General features: G+C 53.9%; 19 protein-coding genes and 1 pseudogene. 10 read left to right on the top strand and 10 right to left on the bottom strand.

Translation table 11 applies throughout. The annotated features are described in order from the left end of the window. The first annotated feature begins 27 nt into the window (after positions 1-27). From ald to H1B31_RS00050, 10 genes are all read left to right on the top strand, one after another. Positions 28-1,149: an alanine dehydrogenase gene (ald, locus tag H1B31_RS00005; RefSeq protein WP_185980391.1), complete on the top strand. Its 1,122-nt coding sequence runs from the start codon at positions 28-30 to the stop codon at positions 1,147-1,149. Between the two features lie 112 nt (positions 1,150-1,261). Next, the gene (locus H1B31_RS00010) at positions 1,262-2,641 is read left to right on the top strand and encodes an amino acid permease (RefSeq protein WP_185980392.1); all 1,380 of its coding nucleotides are present in this window, start codon (positions 1,262-1,264) and stop codon (positions 2,639-2,641) included. A 144-nt stretch (positions 2,642-2,785) separates the two neighbouring features. Then, positions 2,786-3,610, top strand: coding sequence for a PhzF family phenazine biosynthesis protein (locus H1B31_RS00015; RefSeq protein WP_185980393.1), 825 nt, complete (start codon positions 2,786-2,788; stop codon positions 3,608-3,610). A gap of 99 nt (positions 3,611-3,709) precedes the next feature. Beyond that, positions 3,710-4,966 carry a nitrate reductase gene (locus tag H1B31_RS00020; RefSeq protein ID WP_185980394.1) on the top strand — a complete coding sequence of 419 codons (1,257 nt, stop codon included), beginning with the start codon at positions 3,710-3,712 and terminating at the stop codon, positions 4,964-4,966. A 42-nt stretch (positions 4,967-5,008) separates the two neighbouring features. Continuing rightward, a complete protein-coding gene (locus tag H1B31_RS00025) occupies positions 5,009-5,785 on the top strand; it encodes a glucosaminidase domain-containing protein (RefSeq protein WP_185980395.1) in 777 nt (258 codons plus the stop codon). Positions 5,786-5,802: 17 nt separating this feature from the next. Beyond that, complete coding sequence (locus tag H1B31_RS00030) at positions 5,803-7,428, top strand: ABC-F family ATP-binding cassette domain-containing protein (protein WP_185980396.1); 1,626 nt, start codon at positions 5,803-5,805, stop codon at positions 7,426-7,428. Between the two features lie 204 nt (positions 7,429-7,632). Further along, positions 7,633-9,228 carry an ABC1 kinase family protein gene (locus tag H1B31_RS00035; RefSeq protein WP_185980397.1) on the top strand — a complete coding sequence of 532 codons (1,596 nt, stop codon included), beginning with the start codon at positions 7,633-7,635 and terminating at the stop codon, positions 9,226-9,228. 3 nt (positions 9,229-9,231) lie between these two features. Beyond that, positions 9,232-9,591, top strand: coding sequence for a chorismate mutase (gene aroH / locus H1B31_RS00040; RefSeq protein ID WP_009440343.1), 360 nt, complete (start codon positions 9,232-9,234; stop codon positions 9,589-9,591). 99 nt (positions 9,592-9,690) lie between these two features. After that, a complete protein-coding gene (locus H1B31_RS00045) occupies positions 9,691-10,449 on the top strand; it encodes a hypothetical protein (protein ID WP_226372111.1) in 759 nt (252 codons plus the stop codon). Between the two features lie 115 nt (positions 10,450-10,564). Continuing rightward, positions 10,565-11,967 (top strand): IS3 family transposase gene (locus tag H1B31_RS00050; protein WP_404828656.1). Its coding sequence is split into 2 segments (ribosomal slippage): positions 10,565-11,036 and positions 11,036-11,967, totalling 1,404 coding nucleotides; the frame shifts between segments, so codons are not numbered across the junction. A gap of 76 nt (positions 11,968-12,043) precedes the next feature. On the opposite strand, the gene H1B31_RS00055 is transcribed toward H1B31_RS00050, so the two are convergent. From H1B31_RS00055 to ftsZ, 10 genes and pseudogenes are all read right to left on the bottom strand, one after another. Beyond that, positions 12,044-12,739 carry a ribulose-phosphate 3-epimerase gene (locus H1B31_RS00055; RefSeq protein WP_185980399.1) on the bottom strand — a complete coding sequence of 232 codons (696 nt, stop codon included), beginning with the start codon at positions 12,737-12,739 and terminating at the stop codon, positions 12,044-12,046. Positions 12,740-12,746: 7 nt separating this feature from the next. Continuing rightward, entirely contained in the window at positions 12,747-13,784 is a 1,038-nt protein-coding gene (locus H1B31_RS00060) for a zinc-binding dehydrogenase (protein ID WP_185980400.1), read from the bottom strand. After that, positions 13,781-14,839 carry a galactitol-1-phosphate 5-dehydrogenase gene (locus H1B31_RS00065; protein ID WP_185980401.1) on the bottom strand — a complete coding sequence of 353 codons (1,059 nt, stop codon included), beginning with the start codon at positions 14,837-14,839 and terminating at the stop codon, positions 13,781-13,783. The genes H1B31_RS00060 and H1B31_RS00065 overlap by 4 nt, the downstream gene beginning before the upstream one ends. A gap of 122 nt (positions 14,840-14,961) precedes the next feature. After that, entirely contained in the window at positions 14,962-16,224 is a 1,263-nt protein-coding gene (locus H1B31_RS00070; protein ID WP_185980402.1) for a PTS galactitol transporter subunit IIC, read from the bottom strand. A gap of 40 nt (positions 16,225-16,264) precedes the next feature. Further along, on the bottom strand, positions 16,265-16,549 hold the full coding sequence (locus tag H1B31_RS00075; protein ID WP_185980403.1) for a PTS sugar transporter subunit IIB: 285 nt from the start codon (positions 16,547-16,549) through the stop codon (positions 16,265-16,267). 97 nt (positions 16,550-16,646) lie between these two features. Next, a complete protein-coding gene (locus H1B31_RS00080) occupies positions 16,647-17,117 on the bottom strand; it encodes a PTS sugar transporter subunit IIA (RefSeq protein ID WP_185980404.1) in 471 nt (156 codons plus the stop codon). 187 nt (positions 17,118-17,304) lie between these two features. Next, positions 17,305-19,224, bottom strand: a complete 1,920-nt coding sequence (locus H1B31_RS00085) for a BglG family transcription antiterminator (RefSeq protein WP_185980405.1) — start codon at positions 19,222-19,224, stop codon at positions 17,305-17,307. A gap of 256 nt (positions 19,225-19,480) precedes the next feature. Continuing rightward, positions 19,481-19,822: pseudogene (gene tnpA / locus H1B31_RS00090) on the bottom strand (IS200/IS605 family transposase); the annotation flags it as partial. A 330-nt stretch (positions 19,823-20,152) separates the two neighbouring features. Then, the gene (gene rpiB, locus H1B31_RS00095; RefSeq protein WP_185980406.1) at positions 20,153-20,614 is read right to left on the bottom strand and encodes a ribose 5-phosphate isomerase B; all 462 of its coding nucleotides are present in this window, start codon (positions 20,612-20,614) and stop codon (positions 20,153-20,155) included. 32 nt (positions 20,615-20,646) lie between these two features. Continuing rightward, complete coding sequence (gene ftsZ, locus H1B31_RS00100) at positions 20,647-21,900, bottom strand: cell division protein FtsZ (RefSeq protein ID WP_185980407.1); 1,254 nt, start codon at positions 21,898-21,900, stop codon at positions 20,647-20,649. Positions 21,901-21,977: the final 77 nt, after the last annotated feature.

Genomic DNA, 21,977 nt, shown 5'->3' on the forward strand with positions numbered 1-21,977 from the left:
TATCTATCTGTAGTAGGAGGAAAAAACATGATTGTTGGCGTTTCGAAGGAAATCAAGAACAATGAGTTCCGCGTCGGTATGACCCCTTCGGGTGTCGAGGCGATGCGCCGTGCTGGTCACACGGTCCTGATCGAAGAGGGTGCCGGCGTTGGCAGCGGCTTCACGGATGCCGATTACAAGGCTGTCGGTGCTGAGATCATCTCGGACAAGAAGGCTCTGTTTGATCGTTCTGAAATGATTGTTAAGGTAAAAGAGCCTCTCGAATCCGAGTATGACCTCTTCCATGAGGGTCAGATCCTCTTCACCTACCTCCATCTCGCAGCTGAGCCCGAACTTACACAGGCTCTCCTCAAGAAGAAGGTTGTCGGCATTGCCTATGAGACGGTTATCGGCAAGAATGGCCGCGGTCTCCCCCTCCTCGCTCCCATGAGCGAAATCGCAGGCCGTATGTCCGTCCAGATCGGTGCACAGTTCCTTGAGAGCCGTTACGGCGGCAGCGGCGTCCTCCTCGGCGGTATCGCAGGTGTCTCTGCAGGCCAGGTCGTCATCATCGGCGGCGGCAACGTCGGTACGAACGCTGCTAAGATTGCTGTCGGTCTCGGCGCACGCGTCACGGTTATCGATCTCTCGATCGAGCGTCTCCGTGAGCTCGATGACATCTTCGGCGGCCGCATCGTCACCGAGTACTCCTCGAGCTACAACATCGCTAAGTGGGTCAAAGAGGCAGACCTCCTCGTCGGCTCCGTTCTCATCCCGGGCGCTCGTACCCCGATCCTCGTCACCGAGGAAATGATCAAGACCATGAAGAAGGGCTCCGTTGTTGTCGACGTTGCAATCGACCAGGGCGGTTCCATCGAGACCTGCGATCACTGCACGACGCATGAGAACCCGACGTTCGAGAAGCACGGCGTTGTTCACTACTCCGTTGCAAACATCCCGGGCGCTGTTTCCCGTACGTCCACGCTCGGCATCACGAACGCGACGATTTCCTATGCGGTTGACATCGCGACCAAGGGCTGGAAGGCTGCGCTCCAGCAGGTTCCCGGCCTCAAGTACGGTCTCAACACCATCGACGGTCACCTCACCAACGAGGCGGTCGCTAAGGCTCTGAACATTCCGTTCAAGTCCATCGATGAGTTCCTGAAGTAATTCTCCACTCTGACTGCTGAGGGGCTGCTTCACTCCCATATGCTTTCATATGCGCCGTGAAACAGCCCCTTTCTCTTAAAAAAACTGAAAAGAAAGGCTTGGAGGTTTTTGTATGTTTTTCAAGAAGAAGACACTGGAGGACTTCAGTGCACAGCGAGAAAGCAGCGGCATGCACCGCACGCTGAGCACCGTTGATCTTACCTTCCTTGGCATCGGCGGCATCATCGGCTCGGGCGTGTTCGTTCTGACCGGTATCGGTGCCGCGCGTTACGCAGGTCCCGGTATCGTATTATCCTTCGTTGCCGCAGGTCTCCTCTGTATGCTCGTGGGACTTGCTTACGCCGAGCTCGCATCTCTCATCCCCGCTGCGGGCAGTGCATATGCCTATACCTTCGCCTCCCTCGGTGAGGGCATGGCGTTCCTCTGCGGCTGGTCGCTCATCATCGGATACATCGTCACCGCGAGTGCGGTCGCCGTCGGTTTCTCCGCGTACTTCTCAGGTATGATGGCGTCCCTAGGGATGGAGATACCGAAGGCATGGCTCACAACGGCACCAGAGGGCGGTATCATCAACCTCCCCGCCGTCGTCATCACACTCCTCATCGGCTTCATCCTCGCGCACGGCACGAAGGAGAGCTCGCGTCTCAACACGATTCTCATCTCGCTCACACTGTGCGCGATTGTCGCATTCGTCATTGTCACCTCGCCCCACATGGATCTCGCGAAGAATATGGATCCGTTCCTCCCGTTCGGCGCAGCCGGCATCATGACGGGCGCAGCGGTCGTGTTCTTCTCCTTCATGGGCTTCGATACGGTTGCAACCTCCGCCGAGGAGTGCAAGACGCCGGAGAAGAGTCTCCCGATCGGCATCATCGCCTCGGTCTTCGTCTGCCTCTGCATTTACTCTGTCGTGGCATTCGTCCTCACGGGCACGATCAACTACACGGATCTTGACCGTGCAGACCCAGTTGCCTACTGCCTCCGCCTCATCGGCTACACGGGGCTGGCAAACCTCGTTACGGTCGGTATCCTCTTCGGTATGATTACAACGCTAATCGTTTACATCTTCGGTCAAGCGCGCGTCTTCTTCGCAATGTCGCGTGACGGCTTCTTGCCCAAGTCGATGGCGAATATCCATCCGAAATACGGCACGCCCTACTTCATCACACTCGTCGGCTCCGTGCTCATCGCATTCATTGCAGGCTGCGTCCCGATGCTCTACATCGTCGAGCTCGCAAATACGGGGGTGCTCGCGGCATTCTTCATCGTCTTCGTCGGTCTGATTGCACTCCGCCGTCATTCCCCCGACCTGCCGCGCACATTCACCTTCCCCCTGCTCTACGTACTTGCACCGATTGGTATGCTCGTCTGCCTCTATCTGATCTGGGCACTCTCCCTTGAGACGAATATCACCTTCATCGTGCTCATGATTCTCGGTTACTTCTTCTACAACAGCTACGCACCTTCACATCGCTGCTGGGAAAAGAAGTAGCTCCTAAATGATAAAAAGAAAAGCAGCTCGTCGACCGAGACGGGCTGCTTTTCTTTTGACGCGGATGCCGTACAGCGAAAAATACATTGCATGGACATTCGCTAGAATGATACTATATGGATGCTATAGAGAGGCGCTCAAAGTATGTTGAAGCAATACATTGTGGATGCCTTTACCGACAGAATTTTTCACGGAAATCCTGCCGCAGTCTGTGTCTTGGAGCAATGGCTGCCCGATGACCTGATGATCCAAATCGCGGCAGAGAATAATCTCTCTGAAACGGCATTCACCGTAAAAGAGGGTGCACGCAATCGTCTGCGCTGGTTTACGCCAAGTACGGAGATCGATCTCTGCGGGCATGCAACACTTGCGACGGCATATGTCCTGCTGAATTACTATGAGCAGAATGTGCCGCAGATTGTATTCGATACCCTGAGCGGCGATCTGACGGTGCAGAGGCACAGCGATCTGTACGAAATGAATTTTCCTGCATACGAATTACATGAAGTCCCGGTGACGAACGAAATGGAGGAGGCACTTGGAATCCGTCCTATGGAGGCATGGATGGGGCGCGATCTGCTCTGCGTTCTCCCCTCCGAGGATGATGTTCAGGCCTTCGTTCCCGACGCCGAAAAGGCACTCCATCTGCCAGGGCTGATCCTGCATACAACGGCACAAGGCAAGGATGCAGACTACGTTCTGCGCAGCTATGCCCCAAAGCTCGGCATCGCCGAAGATCCCGTATGCGGATCCGGCAACTGTCATACGGCGCCCTTCTGGGCGAAGAGACTCGACAAAGAAGGGCTGACGGCATATCAATGCTCGGCGCGCGGCGGCACGCTATACTGCAGCGTGCAGGGCGACCGCGTGCGCATCGCAGGCAAGGCGGCGCTCTATGCGATCGCTGAGCTGCAGATTGCAATACACGGCCTGTCCTTTGGAGAAGCATATGCGAGCCGACGGTACTGAAATTTGCGTCTTTTTTCGCTGGACGAAATCATTCCTATTTGAGAAATTTCCTTCTTTGTGATAAAATAAAAATGTTTTGGTGCGCTGCGGGAGGGTGCTATGACATTTGAAAAAAACAATGCGCTCACAGCACTCTCTTCTGCATTCGTACTCGTCTCTGTCGCCGTGCTGATGATCGTTCTGACGGCATCGCTGCTCACGCGCGCGGGTATGCCGTTCGCAGCGGCATATACGGTCAGCATCCTTGCCGCAGTCGTCGGAACATGCGCAGCCTCATACGGCGGACGGACGCTGATCGCACTCCCCTCACCCGCCATCATAGCATGGCTCGTCTATGAGGAGATCATTGCGAAGGGGCTTGCATGGCAGGAGCTGCTCGGCATTGCCGCAGTCGTTGCCATTATCGGCGCAGTGCTCACACGCACGAAGTACGCTGCGGCACTTATGCGCGCCGTGCCCCCGATCATCCGCACGGGTCTTGTCATAGGACTTGGACTCGTAATGCTCGTGACGGCGGCGCTCTATGCACGCATCCTTCTGCCGTCGCCGTGGGCGCTCACGATGGGCGGCACACTCAGCGATCCGCTCACCTACTTTACGCTGACGGGCATTCTGCTCGTCCTCGTACTCTCTGCACGCGGCGTGCGAGCGCCACTGCCAATCGGCATGCTGCTGATTGGCGTACTCACATGGGCAGAGGGCTTCTGGGAGATTCCTGCCGCGCCGTTTTATGCGCCCGAACTCTCTTCCGCATTTGCGCTGACCCTCCCGCAGGAGGAGCCATTTGCGGCAATCACGCTCGGCATGACACTGCTGCTCGCGCTCATGATCGAGGCGATGGCAGTGCTGACGGTGCGAACGCATGAGGAAAGTACACAGCCGCTCACACGGCTCTTTGCAGTGAACGGTGCTGCATCGTTCATCGGTGCATTCCCGCTGACGATTGCGCCGATCTCGCTTGCCGTATCCGAGGTTGACGAGGGACACTGCAGGGTCGGCATGCCGATGACCGCATTGTTCTCCGCACTGCTCCTGCTCGTGCTCCTGCCCTGCGCGCCGCTGATGCAGGCACTTGCGGATTTTCCCGCCGTCCCCGCCATTGCGCTAGCGGCGACAGGTCTGCTGCTCCTCGCCCGCGGCGTTCAGATGCTCCCCAGTACGGAGGATGTCGGTCTGAGCGAGGGCGCTGTCATCGCCGTATTCCTCCTCGCGTCATATGATATAGCAACGGGGCTGACGCTCGCACTTATTCTCTGGACGCTGCTCACGGCGGCGAGCAGCCAGAAAATCGCGCGTGGAACATGGGGACTGACGGCATTCTTCGCCGTATTTGCCCTGCTCAAATGGATTCTGTAGAGGGCTTCGTGCCTCAAAAAAATAAATTGGGAGGTTCATCATTTGCGAAAGGATACTCTTCTGCGCGGCTCTCTTGCCGCAGCCCTCACGGGGCTTTTCATTCTGACGATGACAAGCGGCGAGGCACGCCGCGTGCACGACCCGAATACATCGACAAAGATTCGTACGGAACGCGGTGCAGAGCCTGAGGAAAAACCTGATTTCCGCATGCGCATTGATGCACTCATCAAGGAAGTGGAGCCGGCAAACGCCGTGACAGCAGAAACGGCGAAACCGCAGCCGCTCTTCAGTGTCCCGCAGACGCTCTCGGAGTACGACACCGCCATCATCGGCACGCCGCTCGCAAGTCAGGAACAATGCGTGAACTATCTCCTCAGTGTGAACCCCCACCCCGCGATCTCAGTCACGCCGCATGAACTCGTCTCCTACTACTACGAGGAAGGCGCACGCGAGGGCATCCGGCCCGATGTTGCCTTTGCACAGGCGCTCAAGGAGACGGGATTCTTCCGCTACGGCGGCACGGTGACGCCCGACCAGAACAACTACTGCGGACTCGGTACGACGAGTGCAACCGTCAAGGGGGCATACTTTGCCACCTCGCAGATCGGTGTACGCGCCCATATCCAACATCTGCTCGCCTATGCGTCGACCCGCGAGCCCATACAGCCTGTGGTCGACCCCAGATACAACCTTGTCCGAAACGTCTATGGCACGAGCACACTCGGTCACTGGCAGGATCTGAACGGTCGCTGGGCAGTCCCCGGCGACTCGTACGGTCAGAGCATCCTGTCGATGTTCCGCGCAATCCTGCGCAAGTAGGGAAGGAGAACGGAAAGATGATTACCGTCAACAATCTGAGCCTGCAATTTGGCAAGCGCGTCCTCTATAAGGACGTGAATCTGAAATTCACCCCCGGCAACTGCTACGGCATCATCGGCGCAAACGGCGCGGGCAAGTCCACCTTTCTCAAGCTCCTCTCGGGCGACATTGAGCCGACGGGCGGCATCGTCGACATCACGCCGGGCGAGCGCCTTGCCGTCCTGCAGCAGGATCACTATGCCTACGATGAGGTGGAGGTGCTGCGCACGGTCATCATGGGGCATCCGCGCCTCGTCGAGATCATGGACGAGAAAGATGCACTCTACGAAAAGCCGGACTTCTCCGACGAGGACGGCATGCGTGCCTCGGAACTCGAAGCTGAGTTCGCGGAGCTCGACGGCTGGAACGCGGAGACGGAGGCGGCGCAGCTCCTCAACGGACTCGGCGTACCCGATGCAAAGCATACGCTCAAGATGAACGAAATTTCCCCCTCGGAGAAGGTGCGCGTCCTGCTCGCACAGGCGCTCTTCGGTTCGCCCGACATCCTGCTCCTCGACGAGCCGACGAACCATCTCGATGTCTCCTCGATCAACTGGCTCGAGAACTTCCTCGCAGACTTCCCGAACACAGTCATCGTCGTCTCGCATGACCGCCACTTCCTCAATCAGGTCTGCACCTACATCTGCGACGTGGACTTCGGCAAGATCTCCCTCTTTGCGGGTAACTACGACTTCTGGTATCAGTCCAGCCAACTCGCCCTGCAGATGGCAAAGGACGCAAACAAGAAGAAAGAGGAGAAGATCAAGGAGCTGCAGACCTTCATTCAGCGCTTCTCGGCAAACGCGTCGAAGTCGCGTCAGGCGACCTCGCGCAAGAAACTCCTCGAGCGCATCACGCTCGACGACATCAAGCCCTCGACGCGCCGCTATCCATACATCGCATTTACGCCCGACCGCGAGGCGGGCGATCAGCTGCTCACGGTTGAGGGACTCTCAAAGGAAGTGGATGGGCGTCAGCTCTTTAAGAATGTCAGCTTCACGCTGAAAAAGGGCGACAAGGTCGCCTTTGTCGGTCCGAACGGCGCGGCAAAGACAATGCTGTTCAAGATCCTCATGGGCGAGGAGGAGGCGGACGAGGGCACGTTCAAATGGGGCGTGACGACGACGCAGACCTACCTGCCCGCAGATAACAGCGCCTATTTCGACGATGTCAAGCTGAACCTCGTCGACTGGCTGCGCCAGTACTCGAAGGATCCGGACGAGACCTTCGTGCGCGGCTTCCTCGGGCGCATGCTCTTTTCGGGCGAAGAAAGTCAGAAGCGTGCCGAAGTGCTCTCGGGCGGCGAGCGCGTCCGCTGTATGCTCTCGCGCATGATGCTCTCGGGCGCGAATGTCCTCATCTTCGACGAGCCGACCGACCATCTCGACCTCGAGTCCATCACGGCGCTGAACAACGGACTCATGTCGTTTGGCGGAACGATTCTCTTCGCCTCGCGCGACCACGAGTTCACACAGACCGTTGCGAACCGCATCATCGAGATCACGCCCGTCGGCGTTGTCGACCGCATCTCGACCTACGATGAGTATCTCTCGAACGAGACGGTGAAGCAGCAGCTTGCGGAGAAGTACAAGGCCGCGGAGTAAAAGGGAGACGACATGGCTCCTAAGCGAACCCTAGTGGAGCAAGTGAGTAAAGCGGGCGTTTCGCCCCCTGCGGATTTCTTTCGTCCAAGCGAAGCGCGTTTAAGAAGTCCGCAGGTATTTAGGTGAATAAGCACGCGATCACTTGCGTAACTAAGCGTTCGCGTGGAGCATGTCGGTTCATGCTTTTAGGCAGGAGGTGAGAGGATGCTAGGTACGCTCTTGCAGGGCACGGAGAACAAGAACGCCGCGCTGCGTCTGCGCGAGATGGTCACAGTTCTGCGCCGCCACGACATCGTACACGGTCTGACACCGGCCAAGCTGCGCGCCATCTTCGAGGATCTGGGGCCCACCTTTGTGAAGTTCGGGCAGATCATGAGCATGCGTCCCGACTTTCTGCCGACAGAGTACTGCGACGAGCTAATGAAGCTACAGACGGGCGCACGCCCCCTCCCCTTCCCTGTGATCCTCTCCATCGTGGAGCAGGAGTACAAGCGCGAGTGGAACAAGGTATTTCACACGATCGACAGCACACCGCTCGGCTCTGCAAGCATCGCGCAGGCACACCGCGCGACGCTCACCTCGGGCGAGGATGTCGTCATCAAGGTGCAGCGCCCCGGCATCCACGAGATCATGCGCATGGATCTCACGCTCATGAAGCGTGCAGCAACCATCATCCGCCTTGTCAGCCGCGATGATGTCGTCGACTTCCGCACGCTGATGGATGAGATGTGGAACATCGCAAAGCAGGAGATGGACTTCCTCATCGAGGCGGGACATATCGAGGAGTTCTCCCATCTGAACCGCGAAAATCCTTTCATCTCCTGCCCACGCGTCCTGCGCGACCTCTCCACCCAGTACATCCTCGTCATGGAGTACATTGACGGCATCCCCCTCGACCAGACCGACGCGCTCCACGCGGCGGGCGTCAACGTCACGCAGATCGGCCGCCGCCTCGGCGAGAACTACGCAAAGCAGATCATCGAGGACGGCTTCTTTCACGGCGACCCGCACCCAGGCAACATCCGCATCCGAAATGGCACGATTGTCTGGCTCGACCTCGGCATGATGGGACGCCTCAGCAACCGCGACCGCATGGCTCTGCGCCGTGCAATTCTCGCGCTCGCGACCCACGACACCTTTGAGATGAAATCCGCCGTCCTTGCGCTCGGCATTGTGCGCGGACGCATCAACCACGCACAGCTCTATCAGGACATCGACGTGATGATGGAGCAGTACGGCTCCCTCGATTTCAGCGATGTGCACATGGGCGTGCTGACGAATCAGATCCTCGGCATTCTGCGCATGCACCACATCGGCTGTCCGAGCGGACTCGCCATGTTCGCGCGCGGGGTTATGACCGTGGAGATTGTCATGCGCCGCTGTGCGCCCGAAGTCAGCTTCCTCGAGATCTTTGCACGCAGCCTTTCGCTCGGCATTGTGCAGGGCATGACGTGGCGCGAGGGTCTGACGAAGGCGCGGCAGGAGGGCATCATGCTCCTGCGCAAGTCCGTCCAGATCCCCGAGCAGCTCGCCGACCTGCTCAAGATGACGATGAGCGGACAGGCAAAGTTGAACATCGACCTCACAGGCTCGGAGGAGCCCGTCCAACGCCTCGACAAGATGATCAACAAGCTCATCATCGCCCTTCTGTGCGCCGCGCTCCTCATTGCCTCGAGCACCATCTGCACAACGGATATGCAGCCACAGGTCGGCGGCATTCCCATCCTTGGCATCCTCGGCTATCTCATCGCGTTCATCCTGAGCATCCGTCTCATCTGGAACATTCATAAGGGAGTGTAGAGCATGCGCGGTATACGCGGCGCCATTACGGTCGGGCGCAATGAAAAGGAAGAAATCTGGCAGGCGGCGCAGGAACTCATCACTGAACTTCTGCGCACGAATGCCATCTCAGCCGACGACATCGGCGCGGCAATCTTCAGCGTGACCGAGGATCTGACGGCGGCATTCCCCACGGCAGGTGTGCGGCGCATTGCAGGCTTCGATCTCGTGCCCCTCTTCGACGCACGCCAATGCGCGATCGAGGACAGCCTCCCGCGCTGCATCCGCGTCCTCCTGCTCGTCAATACAGATGTGCCGCAGAGCGAGATCCACCACGTCTACCTGCGTGCGGCGGCGGAGCTGCGGCCTGATCTCGAAGGATAAAGTCAGCGTTCTGTAGAGAGAAGCATCATGAAAAATATATCCCTCCTCTGCGCCGCATTCGCCGTTCTAGGGACTTTAATCCTCTCCGGATGTTCCTCCATGCTGACAACAGAAGGCAGCGCGCCATATACAGTCGACGATGTGATCGACATCGTGACATCGGATTTCGCCGTCTGCAAACCTCATATTGTCCCCGTGACAACTCAAGTTGAAAAAGAAAAACCGTTCCAGCGCAATACATACGTCCTGTACGACGAGGCGAATGATTTCACCTTTTCCTGCAATGCCGTCGTCCGTAGGCCGACGCTCCCGCTCCCAGGTGCCCAGCGAGATACGAACGCAGCCTTTGCCTACGCTGAGGCCTATGCCGCCCATCTGAACCCGCAGATCTGCTCCATGACGGCACAATACGGCTTTTGCACCGCCACAGCGGAAGAGTCTGCGGCTCTGATCCAATCGAAGGTAAAACGCCGTCAAGGAAATGTGGAGCTTTCGCTCTTTGACGAGGGGGATTTTATCTTCGTTAGTGACGGGGCATCGGGTGCGGATATGGTCGCGGTCTGCAAGGAACTCTACGATATGTATAAACCGGAAGGAAACGGAGTAATCCTCTCCAACCTATACGGGCGCAAGATCACATTCTATTATCTGCCGCCCGCAGAGCATGACATGACCAAGGCGGTCTTTCTCCTATCCTTCAAGTTGGAAGGTCGAAACGACTGGGCCGCCACCCTATCTGACAATCCCGGCTCCTCATCGAACGAAAAGGATGTCGCCGTACTGGAAAAGAACCTCGGAGATTACTTCGAGAGATGTCTCCATGATGCAGAGCGGGAAGCGCACAAGCGCCCCCTCTAAAAGTCAGTTCATTCCTTCCAAATGATTCGTTGGCAGCCATTAAAAAAGCAGGTGACCCTATTGACCTGACCCCCAAAAGTTAGACTTAGAGAATCTAACTTTTGGGGGTATTGTAATGGCAAAATACAGTACAGAGTGTAAGCTGAAGGTTGTGCAGGAATATCTTGCAGGACACGGAGGCTATGAAACACTATCGAAGCTCTATCATGTTTCGCGCAAATCCATTGAGGAATGGGTAAAGGCTTATCAGGCATTCGGTGACGATGGACTCCGACGCTCCCGTGCACAGCAAACATACACTTTCGAATTTAAGTGTTCTGCGGTAGAATGTTATCTGTCAACAGAGGCATCCTATCAAGAGGTAGCTATCGCGTTTGGTCTGAACAATCCGTCCCTCCTTGCGCGTTGGACAAAGGAATATCGCAACGGCGGCGTAGATGCCCTAAGACCAAAACCGAAAGGAAGAGCCCCCGCTATGCCAAGAAAGAAAAAAGAGCAAACAAAAGACCTCCCACAAGACGAGACCGCGCAGCAACTCAAAGCCCTGCAGGATGAGAATCTGAAACTGCGCATCGAGGTCGCCTATTTAAAAGAACTCAGGAGGCTGCGTCTGCAGGAAAAGATGCAGAGCAAAAGGCAAGGATCGTCCGCAGCCTCCGAGGAGAGTTTCAGTTGAAAGACATCCTTGCCGTCACAGGTTTTCCGAAAGCGACCTATATGTACTGGCAGAAGAAATTTACGCAACCGGAAGTGCCGGACGAGCGGGAGCAGATCATCCTTGCCATTCGTGAGGAGCACAAAGATTATGGCTATCGCCGCCTATGGGCACAGATGCGCAATCTTGGGCACAAGATCAATCGTAAGGCAGTGCAGCGGATTGTACAAAAGCTCAGACTTCAAGTGCATTCCTTTACGCACAGAACACGCAAGTACAGCTCCTACAGGGGGTCTGTCGGAACGGTAGCAGACAATCTCCTGAACCGCAGATTCAAAACTTCCATACCGCATCAAAAGATTACAACGGACACGAGTGAGTTCAAGTACTGGCTGCAGGGCGAGGATGGAAAGTCCGTCGTACATAAGCTGTATTTTGATCCGTATATGGATCTGTTTAACAACGAAATTGTCAGCTTCCACATTGGAAAGACACCGTCTGCGATGGGGATTCAGTCCGCACTTGAGGAAGCAATTCGTGTGACAGCAGATTGTCCTTATCGGCGCACCTTCCACTCCGATCAGGGGTGGGCATATCAGATGAAGTCGTACACGAAGCGGCTCAAGGAGGAGAGAATCTTTCAGAGCATGTCACGCAAGGGGAACTGTCTGGACAACAGTGTGATGGAGAACTTCTTTGGACTCTTAAAGCAAGAGATTTACTATGGGCGCGTCTACCATAGCTACGAGGAACTCAAGACGGCGATCGAAGAGTATATCATCTACTACAATGAGTGTCGCATCAAGGAGTCTCTCGGCTGGCTCAGTCCTGTTCAGTTCCGTCGCAAACATCTCGCCGCATAGAAAAAAGCGCAGGAAATCGCTTTCCCACGCTTTCAGGTCTAACTTTTCGGGGTCACTACATATGTCACCTGCTTTTTTAATGTAGCGCCGCGTAAAGTAGACGCTCAATATTTTCCTGCACGCTGCTCTCTTTTAAGAACAGCCCCGACGTTCCGCCGGTAAAGATACCGGCTCCGTCCTCATACAGCGTACGTACCGTCTGTACGTTCACATTTCCATCGGCCTGAATCGGGATTCCCACCCCAACATCTTCAAGCCGCTCACTCATTGTACGAATGTGTTCCAATGCGTGCGGTTGGATGCGCTGCCCCGAAAATCCTGGATTGACTGTGAGCTTCAGCACCCACGCACATTCCTTTGCGAGATCGACAAAGTCATCCCCTGGTGCAGTCTCCGCCCGATAGGCAAGGACAGGCTGCGCACCAATCGCCCGTATCTTTTGGAAGATACGCTCCGGCTGCTTCATCGCCTCGGCATGTACGGCGACATAGTCAAGCTCATAACGTGAAAAGACGTCGATATAGTGTTCGGGATCCTCTGCTGCAAGATGGACCTCAATCGGCAGTTTGCTCTTCTCACGAAGATAGGGATAAAGCAGATCGCCGAGGATGAAGCATTGATTGAATCGGCCGTCCACAACATCATAGTGCCAGAAAGCAACATCTGAGGCGTTGACCTCATCAATGACTGCGGTAAGACGCCCCATGTCCATGCACGATACGGATGCAGATACGGCAGGAACTCCATGGGACAGATCTGCTGTTCTCCCCATAGCCTTATCATCCGATCGGATGCATGACAATCTTGGTCGCTTCGCCGCCCTTGAGGAGATGGTATGCCCTATCCCACTCGTCGATGCCGACCTCATGTGTAATCATCTTGTCCGCATCGATCTTACGCTCGCTCATGAGCTTCAGTGTCGGCTCCCAGTCATGCGTGTTCTGGCTGCGGCTGCCGACGACAGTCAGCTCCTTCTGGATGATCTTGGAGAAATCGACGGTCACCTCATTCTTTGCGAAAAGCCCGACCTGTACATACTGGCCGCCCTTCTTGAGGAGATCCATGCCGAGCTGCATGGAGGGAACTGCGCCTGTGCAGTCATAGCAGACATCCGCGCCATAGCCTTCGGTCAGCTTTCCGACCAGTTCCTTCACATCTTCCTTCTGCACGTCCACGATATGCTCGACGCCGAATTTCTCCTTTGCAATCGTCAGGCGCCCCATATCCTGCGTCAGCCCCGTCATCACCACGCGACCGCCATATGCCATAACAACCTGTGCCACGAGGAGTCCGATGGGTCCGGGACCAAGGACGAGCACAATGGAACCCTTGTCAAACTTCGCCTTATTGACACTGTGGTAGGCGCATGCTGCGGCTTCCGTAATCGATGCCTGACGTGTCGTCACGTTCTCCGGCAGGATATGGAGACTCTTTGCACGCGCAAGGACGTACTGCGCCATTGCACCATCCTGCTGCGTGCCAAGACCTTTGCGGCTCGAGCAGAGATTGTATTCCCCAGCCTTGCAGTAGCGGCAGTGACCGCAGATTTTGAACGTCGTCTCGGAGGTCACGCGATCGCCCACCTTGACATTCGTGACACCCACACCGACCTCGGCGACCACGCCCGCAAACTCATGCCCGATCGTCAGCCCCTCGGCGTCCGCGTTGTAATGACCTTCGAACGTATGGAGATCGCTGCCGCAGATGCCGATGTACTCCACGCGGATCTTGACCTGTCCCTCACCAACAGCCGGCTCCGGCTTATCGATGACATTCCAGTTGCCTGCGCCCTTTGCGACCTTGACCAATGCCTTCATGCTTTTCCTCCTTCTTCATCCATCACAAACAGGATTTTATTGTATTCTTCCTTGCGTCCCTGAATCATTTCAAAGACATCCGTCACCTTGCTGAGGGGGAATTTATGTGAAATAAAGGGCTTAAAGTCAATTGTCCCATCTTGGAACGCCTCAATGCTCTTCATCCACGCAGGACCGGGGAAAGGTGCCGAATAGGAATTCCAGAATCCGCGCAGTGTGAGCTCGTGGCGGAAAATACTCTCAAAAGACTTCTCACGCAGAAGAATATCCGACCGTGCGATGCCCAGGAAACCGACCTTGCCGCGTTTCTTTGCCACTAGGAGGCACTGTTCCTGTGTAATCTTTGATCCCGCAGTCTCCATGGCAATGTCCACGCCCTTGCCATGGGTGAGCTCAAGAATCGCCTCCACGGTGTCCTGTTCCAGCCCGTTAACACACTCATCTGCACCAAGAGCGCGTGCCTCGGCCAGCTTTGTGGGAGAGATATCCACGGCAATGATGCGACGCACCCCTGCTATACGGAACCACTTCAGGGCGAGCTGTCCGATTGTCCCGCATCCAAGAATGGCAACCGTATCACCCAGAACCGGTTCAATGCCAAGGACGCCGTAAAGAGAGACAGCACAGGGTTCCAAAAGTGCTGCCTCCGTTATGTTTACATCCCCAAGAACGACAGCATTCGTCGCGGGTACGCGGCAGTATTCTGCATAGCCGCCCGGCATATCAGCGCCAATCATCTGTGCTCCATCGCACATGGAAACGTACCCCGTGCGGCAATTATCACAGCTACAGCAAGGTATAAAGGGCTGTACCGCCACTTTATCCTCAGCCTTAAAATTCTTGACGTTCTTGCCAATCTCGACAACAGTTCCAGAGAACTCATGCCCCGGCACCCCCGGCAGTGGATATTTCCAACCACTCAGAATGCGTGGAGAATCTGACCCGCATATACCACATGCTGCCACTTTGACAATGATGTCATCTGCCCCACAGGACGGATCCGGAAAATCCGCATAACGAATATCCCCTGTTGCATAGATAACGCCTGCTTTCATCCGTAAGTACCCCCTTAAAAGTTTTTATAATCACACTGTTGTGCGGGTTTTGAAGATGAAACCCCAATCGTCCAATGCCACATGGCATGAACGCTTGGGGTTTCATAGAGATAAAGGCTATATCAGAAGAACTGGAACACTTTGATAACGGCCCAGTTGAGGAAATTGCCACCAAGATCCAAGCTGGAAATCATCGTCGTATTTGCCGGCATCTGGAACTGTGCATCAATCGCCATCGAGGTATGGAATTCCGCAATATTCGTTGCCATCAGCAGAGCAAGCCCCATAACGATCATTCCGGCAAGCACAGAGTGAACGATATTTCCGCGCGCGGCACCTACAATAAAGGCCACGTAGAAGCAAATAGTCGCAAGGTCACCAAACGGCAGAACATTGTTGCCAGGAATGACGACAGAAAGGAAAAGCGTACACGGAACGAGTACGAGAGCCGTAGCGATAACCGCAGGATGACCAACGGCAACAGCAGCATCAAGACCAATGGTGAGCTCACGATCCTTGCCAAAATCTCTCTTCTGCAGATAGGCCTTGACAGATTCGGAAACAGGGATAAGCCCCTCCATCAGAATCTTAACCATACGCGGCATAAGGAACATGACACCAGCCATGATAACGCCGATCTGGAGAATCTTTGCGAGTGGATACCCCGCGAGGACACCCAGTGCAAGACCAAGGATAAGCCCCATCATGAGAGGCTCACCGAAGATGCCAAAGCGCTTCTGGATGGTATCAGGATCCGCCTTGAGATCCTTGATGACGGGAATCTTCGAGATTACCTTGACAATGGGGATACCAATAAGACCTTGCGCACAGGTAGACCCAGTCGGGAAGGAAAGCCCCTCCATGCCAAAGTAGTCACGCACCATTGGTGCCGTCCAGTCCGCGATCTTCAGAACGGCAATCTCATAGACAATACCGGCAATAATTGCAAGAATCCAGTTCCCACCCGTAAGGACAAGCACTGTAGCGGAAGCCGCTGCAAAGTGCCAATAGTTCCAAATATCAATGTCCACGACATTTGTTGTCTTGGTCATGAGCATCGCAATATTGACCAACATACTGATTGGAATCATAATTGCAGCAATCGGCGACGCCCATGTCATTGCAGCAGCTGCAGGCCAGCCGACGTCGATGATGTTCAGTGCCAAACCGTAACGTTCGACCATCTGATGTGTCGCATCACCGAGATTAGACGTCAGGAGACCAATAACAAGGTTGATGCCGACGAAACCGACACCAATGGTTATGCCGGACTGAAAGGCCTTGCGAAACCCTTGTCCAAAGCACATGCCGATGATCGTGATAACGATCGGGAGCATAACCGTGGGACCAAGCCCCAAAATAAACTGTACGACTTCCAGGACCATAATTTTTTCCTCCATTCACTCGAAAGAATCAGTCCTTTTCTTACTTGAATGCATCCAGAATCTCTTGATCTGTCTTTTCCGTCTGCATTCCAGTAAGATAATTCACTGCTTTCACGACCGGGATCTTATACTCACGGGACGGAATCGTCGTAGTTACCAGCACATCTGCCTGATCCTCGTAAGTGCCGATCTCAGCAATCTTGCACTGGATCACCTCTGCATCGATACCGTTATTCTTAAGCAGATCCTCAACCCGCTTACATACAACAGTCGACGTTGCAATACCCGTACCACAGGCGACGAGTACACGCTTCTTTTCAGCCATTTTCAGTTCTCCTTCACTTTTCATCAGATCCATCATACAGGCGCTTTGAAATTCCATACCGCTCCGACATAAGCATCTGGGAAAACTGCACCGTATTTTACTCTGGCACTTTCGATAAACGCTCTTTGACGAACGTACAGATCTCCTGCGCCGATTCCCCAGTTTTCACGAGCTTTAGCGCATCCTCATCCTGCAAAATTCCCATGAGATTTTGTAGCAGCGTGAGCTGTGCATGTGCCTCCTTCATCGCCAGCATGAAGATACAGTCCACAGAAACTTTCTCCGTATCATCTCCCATCATAATAAAGTCCACCGGCTTTTTGAGGCGTGCAATGCAAACTGCAGGTGTATTCACATGCTCCACATCCGTATGCGGAATCGCCACGCCGCCCATGACGGTCGGCAGACCGGTTGCAAACACCTTCTCTCTGGCAACAACAGCGTCAGCATAGCTGTCCTTTACATAGCCCTGCTCATACAACCGCTGCGCAGCCTGCCGCAGCAGATCGAAGCTGTCCTCCGCCTCCACGTCCAAGAGAACTAGCTCATCACTGAGTGCAACGTCCATGTTCTCCCCTCCTCTCGTCTGTCATTCCTCAAAACCAGTTTCATTATAGCGAGAACAAAATGTCCCTCATAGACATATCTCTTTCCTGAAACATTTCTGAAAAGAGGAAATGTGAGAATATTATCTCCTTTCCATTTCCGCAATATAAAGTATGCTTACTCCTATCAATACAAATAAAAAAGGGCGGTCATATGACCGCCGAGAACTCTTCAAGAAATCTTTCATAAGATTTATGCTTAAGTAAGGATTCTATCCCATCATGTTCTTTGATAAATTCATAGAGCTTTAGAAATAACTTCTCCCAGAGCTGAGCCTTTGCCTGCTCGATATTGAGCAAAAAAACCACGCGTACCGGGAAGTCCTCCCATTGCACAGGTTCTTTCAGAATAAGCACAGAGATATTTGAAACGACGCATTCCGTAGAAATCGCATGAGGAATCGCAGCAAGACTGCCGATAGCCGTTGAAGACATCCGCTCTCGTTCAAAGACAGAACTTTTTCCTTCCTCATCTAGCCAACCATTTGCAAATGCATCATCCGTAAGGAATTCCAGACACTCCTCACGGGTACGAAATTTCTTATCCACGTAGAAGCCTTCTGGACGAAAGAACTGTCGAACAATCTCTGCATCCAATAAGTCCCGTTTTTGAAACATCACGCGTCTGATTTTCTCGATGTCGTCTGCACGCAGCATATGGTTTACATGAATGATCTTTGGGGACTCCACCTCAAGCGGAACAGTAGAGATGATATAGTCCGCTTCCCCAAGCATTTCTTCTGTCAGCTTATATGCCGGCAATACACTGATTACATGAATGCTGCTTCGAAAATGTTCTTTGAGCTTCGCCTTCATGAGCACAGAAACACCAAGTCCCGCAGAGCAGATCACGTAAACATTCTTTGGATGATCATCCTCTGCCATGCTGTTACGGCTCATTGATGCACCGAAGTGGAGGGCGATATATCCAATCTCATTTTCATTAAACTCGATGTGATCAATTTCGCGCACCATCTTTGCCGCATAAACGGCAATTTGGAAAGCAAGTGGATAATCCTGCTTAACAGAAGCAAGCAACTCGTTGCGAATATTTACACGGAAATTTACGCGGGCAATAGCAATACGCAGATGGAGCATGAGACCATCTTTCAGGTACTCATCCGCAGTAAAGTCTAAACCAAATTTCTTGTCTACTGCTACGAGAACCTTCTCAACAAGCTCCCTGACGTGTGCATCGTTGACCGTACTCCCGATATCCAGAAGTTTCTTGCCCGTCAACAGACACTGGGTGATGTAAAAGACCTCACTGTACGGAATATCCATCCCCGTGTAGCGGAAAATCTCGTTGGCAACTTCTTTCGCTGCACTGTATTCAAAGGTCTCCTCCAACTTCTGAGCCATACTGGCACGGCATTCAATTGTACGTCCTGCGGCAGAACGGTGGAGGACAAGTGCCGTCTGCACAGCGAGATCTCGCCTAGCCATATCCGTCAGCTGAAGGTTGCGAACACTCGCCGTCTGTGACAAAATCTTCTCCATCGCATCGTAGCCGATCTTATCAAAGAGCAGCCCGCGCAGTTCTGTATCCCTAACCTCATGCAGATAATCGACCACAAAGCTGCGCAGATCACCTTCCGCCCCCTCAAGACGCATCCCTTCTGTCTTATACTGTGCAATCTTAATATCATATTCTGCAAAACGTTCCCGCGTCGTATTAAGATAATTTTTTATGGTTGAAAGACCGACATACATCTCATCCGCAAGCGTCATCTGTGTAACAGATGTATCCTTCAACATGCACTCCAAAAAGCGCCCGATGATATAATTCTGCTGTTCTTCAGCATTCGTCAGCCCGACACTTCCATCCTTTTCGGCTACCAACCGAAGAAGCTCCGTCTCACTTTCCTCACACAAAAGTTTATAACCGCGATTCGGTGCGGCAAGTATCTGATAAGGCTTATCTGCAAGCAATTCCTGCAGAAACTTAATATCCGACCGAATCGTCCGTGAGGAGACATCCATGCGGCGTGCAAGCTCTATCCCAGTCATCCCACCTGTATTCTTTAAAAGAAGTTCCAAGATTTTTTTGCATCGCTCTTGCTTCTGCATCGCCATCCCTCCCGCGAATATTATAATACAGCATAATTATAGGATCTCTCTACGGGAGTTCATAGATTGATTTATTTCCTTAAATTACGGAAATTTCCTCTCGTTTTTCCGCATTCCTCTCTCTGATGCGAATTCACCACCATCTGCACATCAATGGTACAGAAATGCAGACATAACAAAAGCGCCGCTGTTTTTCACAACGACGCTTTATTGTACTTAGAAAGTTATTTCCCATATGCTGATATTGTCAAGAACAGTTGACAATATCACCTTCCGACCAAAAGTGCCGATTCCCAAACTTGTATTTCAAGTTGGCGTGTTTGTCAAAGATCATCAAGGCACTTTTCCCTTTGAGATATCCCATAAATTGTGATACACTGATTTTTTGGGGGATACTTACCTTCATATGCACATGATCCGGCATAAGATGCCCTTCCAGTATCTCCACTCCTTTGTATGCACACAGTTGCCTTAGAATATCACGTATGCTCTCCTTGTATTGGCCATATATGATTTTCCGCCGATATTTCGGGGTAAATACGATATGGTACTTACAGAGCCACTTTGTGTGCGACAAGCTATTTGCTTTCTGTGCCATTAAGCATCTTTCCTTTCTTCTACTGGCTTGAACAACCTTAGTATAAGCGGGAAAGATACTTTTTGTATAACTTTTTGTCTTCCACCCGCATAGCGGGTGGGTTTCTGTTTCGCTCGCTTCGCTCTCTCAACTGGGTCACGACCCATACCAATAAGGGCAGAAGAACAAGGGCGCGTATAGGGATCTCCCTTGTTCTTCTGCCCTGTTTTAGTGGGGCCTGCCTTTTTTGCTGGGCTTTTATGAAAATGATGTGCTTCCATGAAAGAAGGGGCGTTGCACGAAGACAAATTTTGCCTTCGTGCAATAGCCTCTTTGATAGATGTTGTATGCTTATGCTTTTTTCATTTTTGATTGTTCATATGCCATCATTTTCGCTACACGGTTTGCATACTTTCCTCCAAGAGGCTCTGCCGTGAGCCAAACCTTTGTGATTTCCCACGCCATCTGATGTGCAATGACACGCGCGCCCAGACAAAGTACGTTTGCCGCATTGTGCTCCCGCGTCATCTGCGCTGAAAAGAGATCTGAAACCAGTGAGGCACGGATTCCGCTGACCTTGTTTGCCGTCATCGACATACCGATCCCTGTGCCACAGACAAGTATACCGAGTGTATGCTCCGCCGCAGAGACTTCCTCACCTACTGCTACAGCATAGTCATGGGAGTCTACAGAAGCCTCACTGTCTGTCCCCTTGTCTACGATGGTATATCCTTCACTTTCGAGTTTACGTTTGAGGAACTCTTTCATACTCCAGCCGGCATGGTCAGCCCCCATGACAATGATCGGTTTCAATCGCAATCCCCTCCACAAGCACTGTTTTCTATTCAACGTGGACGACGCATCCATGCTGGGATGTCGATGATGTCCGTACCGCCGGAGCCTGCGTTCGGCTCGACGACGTTCATACGGCGATTGTTTGACGCATTGCCCGTGTTCGGGGGAACGATTGCCGCTGCAGGACGTGCCTGTGCCTGCGGTGCAGCAGGTTGTGCAGGTGCCGCCTTCGGCGCAGATGCACTTCCCATGCCCGGCATGGAGATCCAGTCCTCTGTCAGACCCGTTGCGGTCTCGGCGGCTACTGCAGTGCCGCCCTCTGTCATTCCGAAGCCCGTCGCAACGACGGTGACACGCACGCTGTCCTCAAGGTTCTCGTCCACACCAATGCCCCAGATGATGTTCGCCTGACGCCCATTCGACGCATTCATGATGACGCTGTTCAGCCACTCGGATGCCTCGTTGACCTCGAACATGCTGAGCGTCTTGGAGCCCGTGAAATTCATGATGACGGAGGTTGCGCCCTCGATACTCGTCTCGAGCAGCGGCGACTCGATCGCCGCCTTTGCCGCCGCAACCGAGGCACCCTCACCGCGTGCCTCGCCGATGCCCATGATTGCTGCGCCGCCGTTCGCCATTGTGGTCTGAACATCCGCGAAGTCGAGGTTGACAACGCCCTGATTTGTGATGAGGTCGGTGATGCCCTTGACACCCTGCCAGAGAACATTGTCCACCTTGCTGAACGCCTCGGTGACGGGCGTGCTCTTGTCGATGATCTTCATGAGACGATCGTTCGGAATTGTGATGATGGTGTCGACATGCTGCTGCAGATTCGTGATACCGGAGTCCGCATTGCGCGCGCGCGTCATCCCCTCATAGGAGAAGGGCCGCGTAACAACGGCAACCGTCAGGGCGCCGAGCTCACGCGCGCATTCTGCGACCACAGGCGCTGCGCCTGTACCCGTGCCGCCGCCCATGCCCGCGGTAATGAATACCATGTCGGCGCCGCGCAGCGCCTCCACGATCTTCTCACGGCTCTCAGTTGCAGCAGCCTCTCCGATCTCGGGACGCGCGCCCGCGCCGAGTCCGCGCGTGCGCTTCTCGCCGATCTGGATGCGCACCGCCGCCTTGGACTGCAGGAGCGCCTGTGCATCCGTATTGATCGCAACGAATTCGACGCCCTGCAGACCGGAGTCGATCATATTATTCACAGCATTACCGCCGCCGCCGCCTACACCGACAACGATGATCTTTGCGAGTTCTTCAAAGTTATCATCCATTTCGAACACAGCTTCAGCCTCCATATCGTGTCTGTATGATGCTCTTCGATCAATAAATAGTAGTCGTCTTGCCTATTCTACCATGAAAATCAATATATTTC

This window comes from Selenomonas timonae (genome assembly GCF_014250475.1).
Lineage (GTDB): Bacteria > Bacillota > Negativicutes > Selenomonadales > Selenomonadaceae > Centipeda > Centipeda timonae.